Raw genomic sequence first — 13,772 nt, forward strand, 5'->3', positions numbered from 1 at the left:
TCCTACCAATGATTGATTAACAAAACATGAATTCATTGTAAAGATCATGTAAATTTTAACGCCACTTTCCATTCTTCTCTATTTTGACTTTAAACTAACGGTAAACGTCGTCCCTTTGCCTTGTTTGCTATGAACAGAAATCGTTCCTTCATGTGCTTCGACAAGGTGTTTGACAATGGCAAGACCAAGCCCTGTACCGCCTGAGTTTCTACTTCTATCTTTATCAATTCGATAAAACCTCTCGAATATTCTTGGAATCTCACTCTTTTTCATACCGATCCCTGTATCTGCTACATCAAATTCATAGCTGTCTTTCCTCTGTCTTGCTGTGATCGTGACACTTCCTCCCTCTGGTGTATAGGTGAGGGCATTATTGATCAGGTTGAGGAAAATTTGTTTTAATCTCAGCGGATCTGCCATGACATAGACCGGCTCTTTCGGGACACGCACTTGTAGGTCAATGCCTTTTTCAGCAGCCTTTTGTTTTAGCAGTACTTCAATCTCTTGAATGATTTCTGTCGCATTGGCTTCTTGAATATTCAGCTTAAAATGCTGCTGTTCAATTTTCGAGAGATCAAGTAAGTCTTGGATGAGCGTTTCTAAACGAATACTCTCTTTTAGGATGATGGACAAAAATTGTGTCAGCGCTTCTTTATCGTCAATGGCACCATCCAGAAGTGTTTCAGAAAAGCCTTTAATTGATGTGATCGGTGTCTTTAATTCATGTGACACGTTAGCGACAAAGTCTTTTCGCATCTGTTCTAGCTGCTTTGTTTCTGTCACATCATGAAAGACAAGAACAATCCCTTTCCATTCATCGTCTGTACTTAAGATCGGGACACCATCGACTTGGAAATAACGGCGCTCGATGTCAACAGCGAGACGTAAAAACTTTCGGACCTTGGTTTCTGTCATGAAAATTTCGTCTATTAACTCAATAATCTCTTCATGGGTAAAGGCTTCATGATACAGCTTGTGCATGTAAATATGTTTTTGCACTTTGAATTGCTTGCGGAATGTTCGATTGACTAAGTGAATATAGCCCATTTTATCAATCAAAATAATCCCCGCTCCAATGTTTTCAATGACTGTTTGCAGACGATCTCGCTGCATTTCGCCAGCGCTTGTCATGTCTTGAAGACTTTCTGCCAGACGCTTCATTGATGTATTGAGTTCACTTGTTTCAATGATCAGCTCTTCATAGTTATTTGTATCATAGTTCCCTCGTTCAAGCTGTTTGGCCACCTTTGTGGCATAATCAATCGGCTTTACATACTTCATCGACATGCGATAGCCAAAAAAGACGATGATAATAATGGCTGAACCAAGACAAAAGGCTAATGCAAGCCAGAGCTGACCATCAATCTCATTCAAAGGCTGGAATGAAGCATGAAGAAATAAATATCCCGCCGGTTCGTTTTGTTTCATCATTGGGACTGCATAATGAAACAGCGCATCCTTCTCATCCTCAATGAACGTTCCTTTTGTTTGGAGCTGCTCACTTTTCAGTGTGTTTAAAATGACAGCCCTTTGTTCTGCTTGACCCGTTGTATGTATGATATTCCCCTTCACGTCCACAATCGACGCATTCATATCGAGATGTTGCTTTGCTTGATTGAGAATCTTCTTGTTTTGCTCCGCATTCAAATCTTCAACATTCATAGAAGAAAGGAGAAAACTCGATTCCTTTTCCATTCGTTCGGTTAATTTTGTTTCATAGAAAATATGAAACATATGATCCAAGAAAAGACCAAGCGCAACAAACACAATAAACAAGAGAAAAATGAGCCCAGAAAAAAGGCGGGTTCTCACTTTACTCATTTGGCTTTGGCTCCTCCAATTTGTAGCCTAAGCCTCGAATGGTTTTAATATATGTTGGTTTTTTTGTGTTCTTTTCAATTTTGTCCCGCAAGTGGCTGATATGCACATCCACAATACGAGTATCACCTGCAAAGTCATAATTCCAAACCGCACTTAACAATAGATCACGCGTAAGGACACGGCCTTTATGCTTAGCCAAATAAAGAAGCAGTTCAAATTCCTTTGGCGTAAGCTCTAGACGTTCTTCTTGGAAATAGACTTCGTAATGTTCAGGTAAAATGCGCAGGTCTCCAATTTTGATTTGGTCTGCAATGATCTCTTCCTTCTCTTCTTGCACTGGAGTCGGCTGAGATTGCTGTGCTCTTCTCAAAATGGCTTTTACCCGAGCACCCACTTCTCTAGGACTGAAAGGTTTTGTCATGTAATCATCGGCTCCAAGTTCAAGACCGAGCACCTTATCAAATTCATCGTCCTTTGCTGTCAGCATTAAAATAGGGAACATCATTTTTTGAATTCTCAGTTGTTTGCACACTTCAATGCCGTCCATTTTTGGAAGCATTAAATCAAGCACAATCAGATCAGGCTGTTCACTTGCTGCTTTTTCAAGCGCTTCTTCTCCGTCTCTTGCTGTGACGACATCGTAGCCCGCCCTTTCAAGGTTATAGCTTAGAAGTGTTACAATTGATTCTTCATCATCCACAACTAATATTTTTTTATTCATGTTGTGCCTCCAATTAGTGATTTCCCCTACATCCGTTTTTTTGTATCTTATGTGAAAAGCGAGAAGTCATGCTTTCTCTTTCATTTTAACGAAAGCTTAACAAGAGAACAATTTAAAATTTCGACAAGATTGGCTTTGTAAACAAAAAGAAGACTCCTCATACGAGAAGCCTTCTTTTTTATTCATATTAAGACAATACTTTCATGACGTTCTTTACAGATTCAACAGAACGGTCAAGCTGACTTCTTTCTTCTTCTGTCAGCTCAAGCTCGATGATCTGCTCAAGGCCGTTTCCACCTACGATTGTTGGAACTCCAAGGTAAATGCCTTCGTAGCCATATTCACCTTCAAGGTATGCAATCGTCGGCATGACGCGGCGTTGATCTTTTAAGATCGCCTCAACCATTTCAACGAGTGAAGCAGCAGGTGCATAATACGCACTACCGTTACCTAATAGGTTGACGATTTCACCGCCGCCTTTTCTTGTTCTTTCAACAATTGCATCAATTCGCTCTTTAGGAATTAATGTTTCCAGCGGGATACCGCCTGCATAAGAGTAACGTACAAGAGGAACCATGTCGTCCCCATGTCCGCCAAGAACAAAGCCCGTCACATCTTTCACAGATAGGTTTAATTCTTGAGCAACGAACGTACGGAAACGTGCTGTATCAAGAATTCCTGATTGTCCGATGACTTTTTCTTTTGGTAATCCTGATTCTTTATAAACTGCATATGTCATTGCATCAACAGGGTTTGTTAACACAACAATGATCGCTTCTGGAGAATATTTAACGATTTCACGTGTCACACTGCGCATGATTTTTTCATTTGTTGACACGAGGTCGTCACGGCTCATTCCCGGCTTTCTTGCAATTCCTGCCGTAATGACCACGACATCAGAACCGGCTGTATCTTCGTAGTTAGAAGTTCCTGTAATATTCGCATCGAAGCCTTGAACAGGACTTGCTTCCAGCATGTCAAGTGCTTTCCCTTTTGTCGGGTTCTCAAGCTGAGGGATATCCACTAATACGACATCCGCTAATTCTTTTTGAGCTGTTAGAAATGCTGTAGTTGCTCCAGTAAAGCCTGCTCCGATGACAGATACTTTTTTACGCTTGTTTGCCATTTCCTTTTTCCCCTTTAACTTTAAAGTTTAAGAATCAAGACAAGTTTTTGATGAGCTCGTCAGCAAACTCAGAACATTTCACTTCTGTTGCACCGTCCATTAATCTAGCAAAATCGTACGTGACGACTTTAGATGCAATTGTTTTTTCAACAGATTGAATCACTAGATCAGCAGCTTCTTGCCATCCAAGGTGCTCAAGTAAAAGCACGCCTGATAGAAGAACAGAAGATGGATTCACTTTATCAAGACCAGCATATTTCGGTGCTGTTCCGTGAGTCGCTTCAAAAATAGCGTGTCCTGTTTCGTAGTTGATATTTGCACCAGGTGCGATACCAATTCCACCAACTTGTGCTGCAAGTGCATCAGAGATGTAGTCTCCGTTTAAGTTCATTGTTGCGACAACATCGAACTCAGCTGGACGAGTTAAAATTTGTTGAAGGAAAATATCTGCAATGCTGTCTTTGACAATGATTTTGCCAGCAGCTTCTGCTTCACTTTGCGCTTTGTTTGCCGCATCTTTTCCATCTTGTTCTACAATACGATCATATTGTGCCCATGTAAAGACTTTGTCGCCGAACTCTTTTTCAGCCACTTCGTAGCCCCAGTTTTTGAAGGCTCCTTCTGTAAATTTCATGATGTTTCCTTTGTGAACAAGTGTCACAGATTTACGGCCTTGGTCAATCGCATATTGGATCGCTGCTCTGACAAGACGAGATGTTCCTTCTTCAGAAACTGGTTTGATTCCGATACCTGATGTTTCTGGGAAACGGATTTTATTCACACCTAATTCGTTTTTCAAGAAGTCGATTAACTTCTTCACTTCGTCTGAACCTTTTGCATACTCGATTCCTGCATAGATATCTTCAGTGTTTTCACGGAAGATGACCATGTCTGTGTCTTCTGGACGTTTCACAGGAGATGGTACGCCTTGGAACCAGCGAACTGGACGTAAGCATGTGAATAAATCAAGCTCTTGTCTTAGTGCCACGTTCAATGAACGGATTCCTCCGCCAATTGGTGTTGTCAGTGGTCCTTTGATCGCGATTAAATATTCACGAATGTCTTCAAGTGTTTGCTCTGGAAGCCACTCGCCAGTTTTATTGTAAGCTTTTTCACCTGCATATACTTCTTTCCAAGTGATTTGCTTTTCACCTTTATATGCTTTTTCTACAGCTGCTTCAAGAACTCTTGATGCTGCTTTCCAAATGTCAGGACCGATTCCGTCCCCTTCGATAAACGGGATAATTGGATTATTTGGTACATTCAATACGCCGCCAGTAACTGTAATTTTTTCGCCTTGTGACAATGATATTACCTCCCAGGTTATGTAGTGAATATTTGAAACTTCCAAGCTTGATGTCTGCAAGCCAAGAAGTTTTTCACGTGATTCGTTTTTTGTTGATATGGAGGCTGATTGGTTTAGATGGATCAGCCTCCGCTATTCTATAAACATTAGTCTCTTTCACTGATCGGAACAAACGTTTGAAGATCAGGTCCAATATAGTCAGCTCTTGGACGGATCAGACGGTTGTTGTCATATTGCTCTAAAATGTGAGCAATCCATCCAGAGAATCGGCTGATCACGAAAATTGGTGTAAACAAGTCATGATCAATCCCAAGACTGTGATAGACAGAAGCAGAATAAAAATCAACATTTGGTGGAAGATTTTTCTCTGATGTCACGATTTCCTCTGCGCGTACAGACATTTCATACCATTTTGGCTCGCCTGTGAGATTTGTTAAGCGCTGGCTCATTTCTTTTAAATGTTTTGCACGCGGGTCACCCTGGCGGTAAACGCGGTGGCCAAAGCCCATAATTTTCTCTTTCTTCTCTAGCTTACCATGAATATAGGAATCTACGTTTTCAACTTCGCCAATTTCTGAGAGCATCTTCATTACGCCTTCATTCGCGCCGCCATGAAGTGGTCCTTTCAATGCGCCGATAGCTGCTGTTACACCAGAGTAGATATCTGATAGTGTAGCAACACATACACGTGCTGTAAATGTCGATGCGTTTAATTCGTGATCCGCATGTAGAATGAGCGCTTTATCAATCGCTTCAATTTCTACTGGTGAAGGCTCTTCGCCGTTTAGCATATATAAGAAGTTTGCAGCATAGCTGTATTCTTCTTTTGGCTGTACAGGCTCAAGTCCCTTTCGAATGCGTGAAAATGCAGCGACAAGTCCAGAAATTTTCGCTTGTAAGCGAATGGCTTTTCTGTAATTCGCTTCTTTGTCCATAATTTCTGATTCGTCATCAAGTAAACCTAATAAGGATACCGCTGTACGAATCGCAGACATTGGATGAACCCCATCCAGCGAATAAGATTTAAAGTGCTCAATGATCTCTTGCGGAATATGAGCATTTTCATTGAGCTGCTGCTTTAACTCGCTTAGCTCCTGCTCATTCGGCAGCTTTAAGTGCCATAACAGGTAGACAATTTCTTCGAAAGTCGCTTTTTCAGTTAAATCATCGATATTGTACCCTACATAAGTAAGAGTATCATCAATAATTGAGCTTACGGATGAAGTTGTTGCCACGATACCTTCAAGACCTCTTGTTGCTGTCATGTTCAATCTCCCCTTTTTAAAAAGATTCCCCTTCGTTGCAAAATTCTCGCTTTTTGAAAGCGCTATCCAACCAAAATAGGCTGGCAGGTTTAGAAAAGAAAATGCTTACATTTACCTATACGGTTAGAGCGCTTTTAGCCTCATATCTCGTGTTTGATCAATGAGTTCAAAATTAAGCCTATTCCCATTATAAACAATAATCAGACATTTGTTAAATGTTTAACTATAATTTTTTTTGATATTTTTTTTTCCAGCCTTCCGGTTCGGGCATGGAATAAAGGGATTTTGCTTCTTTTAATATATTTAATTATGTTTTTTTGCAAAAGCTCACGCCAGAAAAAAATCAAAAGAAAGTGGCATGAGCCACTCTCTTTTTAACCGCTGAAAAATTTCACTGCTTGCATCGCTAAATAGGCAATTCCAGCACCAATCAGCGGGCCAACAGCCACACCTTTGAATAAGCTGACTGCCAAAATCGTACCGAATACAAGTGCTGCTGTGATATGCGGATCGTTTTCGAGTAGCACAATGCCGTTTTTTGCAATTAATGCTACTAATATACCCGCTCCGAGTGCAATCCAAGCATAAGAGGATTTCATTGCTTCTCCAAGCTGTTTAAATCCAATGTCCCCTGTTGCGATCGGTACAAGCACTGCGATCGTGATGACCGTCACACCCCAATTGATACCTTTTGATTGCAAAACCGGGAAAATTTTTTGGTCCAATCCAATGAGTTTAATCGCAATCAGCACAGAAACCGCTAAAATTAACGAATTGTTCTTCGCTATGAGTGCAATGACGAGTAAAAGAATTAAAAATAAATTGGCTTGAGTGAACATATGCCGCCCCTTCCTTTCTTTTTATTGCGACCTTTTCATATTACTAATCTTTTTGAATAAAATGAAGTATCGGACATGCTTGTTTTTTGGAGGGGATTGTGTGAATCACACTTATGTGGGCATTTTTTTGCGAAGTTTGATGATTTTCAGCATCGCCGTTTGTGCGGTTGTTTTTTTATATCAGTCTTTTCCGTTTTTATATCCATTTTGGATTGCATTTGCCGTGTCGTGTTTGATTCATCCAGCCGTATGCAAAATCGAAAACATGACCGGGATGCCAAGAGGTTTTGTTGTCATCATTGTGCTATTACTCTTTTTAGTGGTAGCAGCCGGATTCATGACACTTTTAGTAGCGGAAATCATTTCAGGAAGTGCTTATTTAGCAAAGGTACTTCCAGGTCATCTTGACCAAATGATTGGGATCGTGGAACGTTTTTTCACAGATCAGATTTTGCCTTTATATCATGATTTGACTGCTCAATTTAATACTCTTCAAGCAGGTCAAAAGGAATCGATTTTAGGACAAATCCAAGCACTTGGTGACGAAGCAGCGGCAAAAATCGGGACTTTCCTTTCAAAAACTCTTGAATTCATTCCAGCTTTTTTAGGTCTTTTGCCTGATGCAGCAGCGACGCTTTTATTTTCCGCACTAGCGACTTTTTTTATCACAAAAGATTGGTTTACGTTAAAAAAATATGGTTCTCGTATCTTTCCCGCCAAATGGATGCTTCATACACGTGCCATTTTATCTGAAATCAAAAAAGCCATTTCTGGCTTTATGAAAGCCCAGCTTCTCCTTGTTGCCATGACCATTGGTATCGTGCTGATTGGACTTTTCATCTTAAAGGTCGAGCATGCGATTGTGATCGCTCTATGTATTGGTCTAGTTGATTTACTTCCTTACATCGGCAGTGGCACGGTTTTTCTTCCGTGGATCATTTACTCCGCCATGACAGGAAATCTTTCACTCGCCATTGGACTGGGCATTTTGTATATTGTGGTGCTCATTCAAAGACAAATATCAGAGCCAAAAGTCTTAAGTAAATCAATCGGTCTTAATCCTTTAGCAACACTCGTGGCACTGTTTGTCGGGTTAAAATGCTTTGGTTTTCTTGGACTTGCACTCGGTCCCGCTTCTCTTGTCGTTTGGCAGGCGTTTCGTAATGCAGGGGTTTTCAGAGACCTTTATCAGTACATTCGGTATGGTGCGCAAAAGTAAAAGAGACCTGATGCGAAGGTCTCTTTAGCGTATAATCGTATAGCGTTTGCGATTGGACATGTTTCTAAGCCAGCGCTCAAAGAGCGGTTTGATCCGTTTTCTTGTCATGGGAATGAGCAGAACAGCCCCAATCAGATCAGAAAGGAATCCAGGTATGAGCAGCAGCAAACCACCGATCAGAATGCAGAAGCCATCGACAATGGTGGCCCCTGGCATTTTGCCATATTGTAAATCTCGCTGCACTTTCTGAAATGCTTCTATTCCTTGTTTTCTTGCAAAGTAAGCACCTAGTGCACTTGTCAGCACAATGACTAGCATCGTTGGTAAAATACCAATGATGTTACTTGAGATTAAAAATAAACTAATTTCAACTGCTGGGAACAGAATCAATAATAGTAGAAAATATTTTTTCAAGCCATATCACCTCATGGGGTCTCTTTCATCGAAAGCTGTTTACTTTTTTTAGTGTAACATAAAAAAAGAGAGGAGTCAGATAACTCCCCTCGTGTGTGATTTAAAGGACGCTTGCACGGCCTTTGTAGATCGCTCCGCGTGCTGGATCTACTGTAATCTCTTCGCCTTCTTTTAGAAGTGTTGTGGCACTGTCGAGACCAACAATGACTGGAATGCCAAGACTGAGCCCAACGACTGCTGCATGGCTTGTTAAACCGCCTTCTTCCGTGATAAGGGCAGACGCTTTTTCTAAAGCACCCATCATATCACGATCTGTGCAGTTTGCGACAAGAATCGCACCATCGTACATTTTTTCCTCTGCTTCTTTTCCGCTCTGTGCAATAACAACCGGTCCAAATGCAGATTTGCGGCCAATTCCTTGACCCTTCGCAATGATGTCACCGACAACATACACTTTCATTAAGTTGGTTGTACCTGTTTCACCAACTGGCACACCAGCTGTAATCACGATTAAATCACCATGTCTTACATAGCCTGTTTCAATTGACTTTTCTACTGCATTCTCAAGCATTTCATCAGTAGATGTCGTTTTTGAACCGCTCTTTGCAAATACACCGAATACGAGTGAAAGTTTTCTTGCCACTGATTCGTTTGCTGTGACTGCTACGATTGGTGCTTTTGGTCTATATTTTGAAATCATTCTTGCAGTATGACCACTCTCAGTAGGTGTCACAATCGCTGCCACATCAAGCTTCATAGCTGTGTGCGCAACAGATTGACCGATCGCATCTGTAATGCTGACCTCTACTTCTTCGCTTCTGCGAGAAAGGATTGCTTTATAGTTAAGTGCTTCCTCTGAACGTGAGGCAATGTTGTGCATCGTTTGCACAGCTTCAACTGGATATGTTCCTGCTGCTGTTTCACCAGATAGCATGATCGCATCTGTACCATCAAAAATAGCATTTGCCACATCACTTGCTTCTGCACGAGTTGGACGCGGGTTACGCTGCATGCTATCCAGCATTTGAGTTGCTGTGATGACAGGCTTGCCTAAACGGTTGCATTTTTTGATTAGCATTTTTTGAACAAGTGGTACTTCTTCTGCCGGAATCTCTACACCAAGATCTCCACGCGCGACCATCAGTCCATCTGATACCTCAAGGATTTCATCGATGTTATCAACGCCCTCTTGGTTTTCAATCTTCGGAATGATTTGAATGTCAGCTGCGTTGTTCTTTTCAAGCAGCTCACGAATCTCAAGAACATCAGAAGCTCGTCTTACAAAAGAAGCTGCGATGAAATCGACACCTTGTTCAATTCCAAACAGAATATCATTGGCATCCTTTTCTGTAATACCCGGCAAGTTCACACTCACACCTGGTACGTTGACACCTTTTTTGTTTTTCAGTGTACCTGTATTCATCACTTTTGTGACGATTTCTTTTCGGTCCTTATTTAATTCTTTTACTTCTAGACCAATCAGACCATCATCTAATAAAATGGTTGAGCCCACTTCTACATCATGAATTAAATCTTCGTACGTCACACTGATTTTTTCAGTGTTTCCCACAATGTCTTCCATACTCACGATAAGATCAGCACCAGCAACTAACTCAATTGAGCCGTTTTCAACTGTACGTGTACGGATCTCTGGACCTTTTGTATCAAGAAGGATCGCAATGTCCTTGCCTAAAGTTTTACCTGCTTTGCGAATGTTTTCAATTCGTGCACCATGCTCTTCAAAATCTCCATGAGAGAAGTTTAGTCTGGCTACATTCATTCCTGCTTCAATCAATTCAGTCAGCTTTTCAATGCTTTCACTTGCTGGACCGATTGTACAAACGATTTTTGTCTTTCTCATTACTGTTCCTCCTAAGGTCTTCTCGTTTTATATAGAGAGCTCTTGTGAAAGTCGGTACATATTTTGATCGACTGTATGCTTTTTATCTAAGATGTCTAAAATATCGTGATGAACGAGTTCGTTGCTTTGAATGCCTACACAGCGTCCGCCTCTTCCTTCAAGAAGAAGTTCTACTGCATACGCTCCTAAGCGACTTGCGAGCACTCGGTCAAACGCACTTGGAGAACCTCCACGTTGAATATGTCCTAAGACAGATACACGCGTTTCAAGGCTTGTCTCCTCTTCAATTCTCTTACCAAATTCGACACCGCTGCCTACGCCTTCTGCGACGATGATGATACTGTGCTTCTTGCCGCGCTCATGTCCTCTTCTCAATCTGGCAATAATTTCGTCCATGTCATAGTCTGCTTCAGGAATCAAAATCGATTCAGCTCCGCCTGCAAGACCTGACCAAAGGGCAATATCCCCTGCATGTCTTCCCATTACTTCCACTACGTATGTACGTTCATGAGATGTGGCTGTATCACGAATTTTATCAATGGCATCAATGACTGTATTTAGTGCTGTATCAAAGCCAATAGTGAAATCAGTACCAGGAATGTCATTGTCAATCGTGCCAGGGACACCTACACATGGAAAACCGAGCTCTGTTAACTTCTTCGCTCCCATGAATGAGCCATCTCCACCGATGACAACAAGTCCTTCAATACCGAATTTTTTTAAGTTCTCAATCCCTTTTTCACGACCTTCAACTGTCTTGAATTCAGGACATCTTGCCGTGTAAAGTTTTGTTCCCCCGCGATGAATGATATCGCCTACTGAACCTATTTCGAGTTTCTCAATTTTACCGTTAATTAGACCTGAATATCCATTATAAATACCGTAAACTTCTACATTATGGTAAATTGCTTTCCTTACAACTGCGCGCACAGCTGCATTCATTCCTGGGGAATCCCCACCGCTCGTTAAAACTCCTATACGCTTCATCTTTTTCACCTCAGAGACCATATATGAATTAAACATACCATTTCCACTGCTTGAAAACAATCATGAGCAAAACCGGATGTTTTCAATACGAATTTCTAAAACCGTACTTATTATACAATTAAATAAAATGTTTTTAAACAAAAGTTAAGAAAGTCATGAAAGCACTTTGTTCAAAAAACAGTTGATTCAAGTGCTCTAAACCTTGTCAAATCAACGTTTTCAGACGTTTCAAATTTTATGAAAACAAAAGAAAATTATTTTCAAATAGCGCTTACATCAGATCGTTTTGATGAAAAAAGACGAAAAAAATAAACGCCAGCCAAAAGGCTGTACGTTTATTTAGTTTACCCCAATATATTGATTTTCAATCGATACTTTACCGATTGCTTTGTATTTTTGATATCTTTGTTCGACTAATTCTTCAGGCGATTGTTTGAGCAAAGATGTAAGTGACTGTTTTAATGTTTTTTCAATGTAGGCTGCTTGTTGTTTCACGTCTCGGTGTGCTCCACCTTGCACTTCTTTAATAACATCATCTATAATATCTAATTCTTTTAGGTCTGGAGCGGTAATTTTCATTGATTCTGCAGCTTTTTTCGCAAGTGATGAGTCCTTCCAGAGCAGTGCTGCTGCACCTTCAGGTGAAATCACTGAATATGTTGAGTTCTCTAGCATAAATAGGTGGTTTCCTACGCCTAAGCCTAGTGCTCCGCCACTTCCGCCTTCTCCAATGACAATACAGACAACCGGTACACGAAGTCCTGCCATTTCGAAAAGGTTTTTCGCAATTGCTTCACTTTGCCCGCGTTCTTCAGCTGCTTTACCAGGATAAGCTCCTTTTGTATCAATAAAGCAAATGATTGGACGATTAAATTTATCTGCTTGTTTCATCAAGCGCAATGCTTTACGGTAACCTTCTGGATGCGGCATCCCGAAATTACGGCGCAAGTTTTCTTTTGTGTCTTTTCCGCGCTGATGACCAATGACTGTGACAGGAAGTCCTTTAAACGTGGCAATTCCTCCAACGATGGCTTCATCGTCGCCATAAAAACGATCACCGTGACATTCGAAAAAGTGATCAAACAGCTCTTGAATGTAATCGAGAGTTGTTGGGCGCATCGCATGACGAGCAATTTGTACTCTGTCCCACGGCTTTAAATTTGTATAAATGTCTGTTTCAAGCTTACTCAGACGCGTTTCAAGGCGCTCAATTTCCGCACTTAAATCCATCTCTGAGTTTTGTGTGAACTTTTTCAATTCATCAATTTTCGCTCGAAGTTCAATGACAGGTTTTTCAAATTCTAGTTCTCCAGCCACTCTCGTTCACCTCCTGTGCTGTGTAATGCTAAGATTTGGCCTAATGTTTCTTTCATTTCTGCACGGTGAATCACAGCATCTAGCTGACCATGCTTCATTAAAAATTCAGCCGTTTGGAAGTCCTCTGGTAGGTCTTCACGAATGGTTTGTTCAATGATTCTGCGACCAGCAAAACCAATTAATGCACCAGGCTCAGCAAAGTTGTAATCACCGAGAGACGCAAAACTAGCTGATACACCACCAGTTGTCGGATTGGTCATCACAGAGATAATCAGACCTTGATCCTCGCTGAACAGCTTTAATGCTGAACTTGTTTTTGCCATCTGCATTAGACTAAGAATCCCCTCTTGCATTCTTGCTCCTCCAGATGCAGTGAAGATGATAAATGGCACCTTGTCCGCTTTTGCTTTCTCAATAGCTAATGTAATCTTTTCACCAACGACTGAGCCCATGCTGCCCATACGGAACGTGGCATCCATGACAGCAATGACAGCACTTTGACCTTTAATTTCACCTTTTCCTGTTACGATGGCTTCATTCAAAGATGTTTTTTCTCTGTCTTTCTGAAGCTTTTCTTCGTAGCCTGGGAAACCGAGCGGATTCTCAGAAATGAGGTGACCGTTAAATTCTTCAAATGTGCCTTCGTCTACAAGGCTTTCAATACGTTGTTTTGCATTCATTTGCAAATGTCTGCCGCAATTCATGCAAACACGTAAATTTTTATCTAGTTCTTTGGTGAGCATTATTTTTTTACATTGCGGACATTTGGTCATGATGCCTTCAGGCACATCTTGACTTGCCTGTTCAGAGGGTACAGATGCATATTTTTTCTTTTTACTGAAAATATTCTTGATTGACAAATGACTACCTCCCTTTTTGAAGGGTTTTTTCTTTAC

At 41.0% G+C, this 13,772-nt stretch carries 12 protein-coding genes; 1 reads left to right on the forward strand and 11 read right to left on the reverse strand.

What is annotated here, in order from left to right:
* Window positions 1-78: 78 nt before the first annotated feature.
* The 6 genes from NSQ11_RS13290 to NSQ11_RS13315 form a co-directional block, all read right to left on the reverse strand.
* Entirely contained in the window at window positions 79-1,821 is a 1,743-nt protein-coding gene (locus NSQ11_RS13290) for an ATP-binding protein (protein WP_017358268.1), read from the reverse strand.
* On the reverse strand, window positions 1,814-2,542 hold the full coding sequence (locus NSQ11_RS13295) for a response regulator transcription factor (RefSeq protein ID WP_035391157.1): 729 nt from the start codon (window positions 2,540-2,542) through the stop codon (window positions 1,814-1,816). The genes NSQ11_RS13290 and NSQ11_RS13295 overlap by 8 nt, the downstream gene beginning before the upstream one ends.
* Window positions 2,543-2,729: 187 nt before the next feature.
* Window positions 2,730-3,668, reverse strand: coding sequence for a malate dehydrogenase (mdh, locus tag NSQ11_RS13300; protein ID WP_007501693.1), 939 nt, complete (start codon window positions 3,666-3,668; stop codon window positions 2,730-2,732).
* Window positions 3,669-3,702: 34 nt separating this feature from the next.
* Window positions 3,703-4,974, reverse strand: a complete 1,272-nt coding sequence (icd, locus tag NSQ11_RS13305) for an NADP-dependent isocitrate dehydrogenase (protein ID WP_008346060.1) — start codon at window positions 4,972-4,974, stop codon at window positions 3,703-3,705.
* A 146-nt stretch (window positions 4,975-5,120) separates the two neighbouring features.
* Window positions 5,121-6,239, reverse strand: coding sequence for a citrate synthase (gene citZ / locus NSQ11_RS13310; RefSeq protein ID WP_008346063.1), 1,119 nt, complete (start codon window positions 6,237-6,239; stop codon window positions 5,121-5,123).
* A 374-nt stretch (window positions 6,240-6,613) separates the two neighbouring features.
* Window positions 6,614-7,078, reverse strand: coding sequence for a DUF441 domain-containing protein (locus NSQ11_RS13315; RefSeq protein ID WP_017367832.1), 465 nt, complete (start codon window positions 7,076-7,078; stop codon window positions 6,614-6,616).
* Window positions 7,079-7,178: 100 nt separating this feature from the next.
* On the opposite strand from NSQ11_RS13315, the gene ytvI reads away from it, so the two are divergent.
* A complete protein-coding gene (ytvI, locus tag NSQ11_RS13320; protein ID WP_017358270.1) occupies window positions 7,179-8,297 on the forward strand; it encodes a sporulation integral membrane protein YtvI in 1,119 nt (372 codons plus the stop codon).
* A gap of 24 nt (window positions 8,298-8,321) precedes the next feature.
* Here ytvI and NSQ11_RS13325 read toward each other — a convergent pair whose 3' ends face one another.
* The 5 genes from NSQ11_RS13325 to accD form a co-directional block, all read right to left on the reverse strand.
* Window positions 8,322-8,711 carry an FxsA family protein gene (locus NSQ11_RS13325; RefSeq protein ID WP_007501703.1) on the reverse strand — a complete coding sequence of 130 codons (390 nt, stop codon included), beginning with the start codon at window positions 8,709-8,711 and terminating at the stop codon, window positions 8,322-8,324.
* A gap of 100 nt (window positions 8,712-8,811) precedes the next feature.
* Window positions 8,812-10,572 (reverse strand): pyruvate kinase, encoded by a 1,761-nt coding sequence (gene pyk / locus NSQ11_RS13330; RefSeq protein ID WP_008346071.1) that lies wholly within the window; start codon window positions 10,570-10,572, stop codon window positions 8,812-8,814.
* Between the two features lie 27 nt (window positions 10,573-10,599).
* On the reverse strand, window positions 10,600-11,559 hold the full coding sequence (gene pfkA, locus NSQ11_RS13335; RefSeq protein WP_017358271.1) for a 6-phosphofructokinase: 960 nt from the start codon (window positions 11,557-11,559) through the stop codon (window positions 10,600-10,602).
* Window positions 11,560-11,898: 339 nt separating this feature from the next.
* Entirely contained in the window at window positions 11,899-12,876 is a 978-nt protein-coding gene (gene accA / locus NSQ11_RS13340) for an acetyl-CoA carboxylase carboxyl transferase subunit alpha (protein ID WP_017358272.1), read from the reverse strand.
* A complete protein-coding gene (accD, locus tag NSQ11_RS13345) occupies window positions 12,861-13,736 on the reverse strand; it encodes an acetyl-CoA carboxylase, carboxyltransferase subunit beta (RefSeq protein ID WP_008346077.1) in 876 nt (291 codons plus the stop codon). Before accD ends, accA begins: the two co-directional genes overlap by 16 nt.
* Window positions 13,737-13,772: the final 36 nt, after the last annotated feature.

The organism is Bacillus sp. FSL W7-1582, assembly GCF_038593325.1.
GTDB lineage: Bacteria > Bacillota > Bacilli > Bacillales > Bacillaceae > Bacillus > Bacillus altitudinis.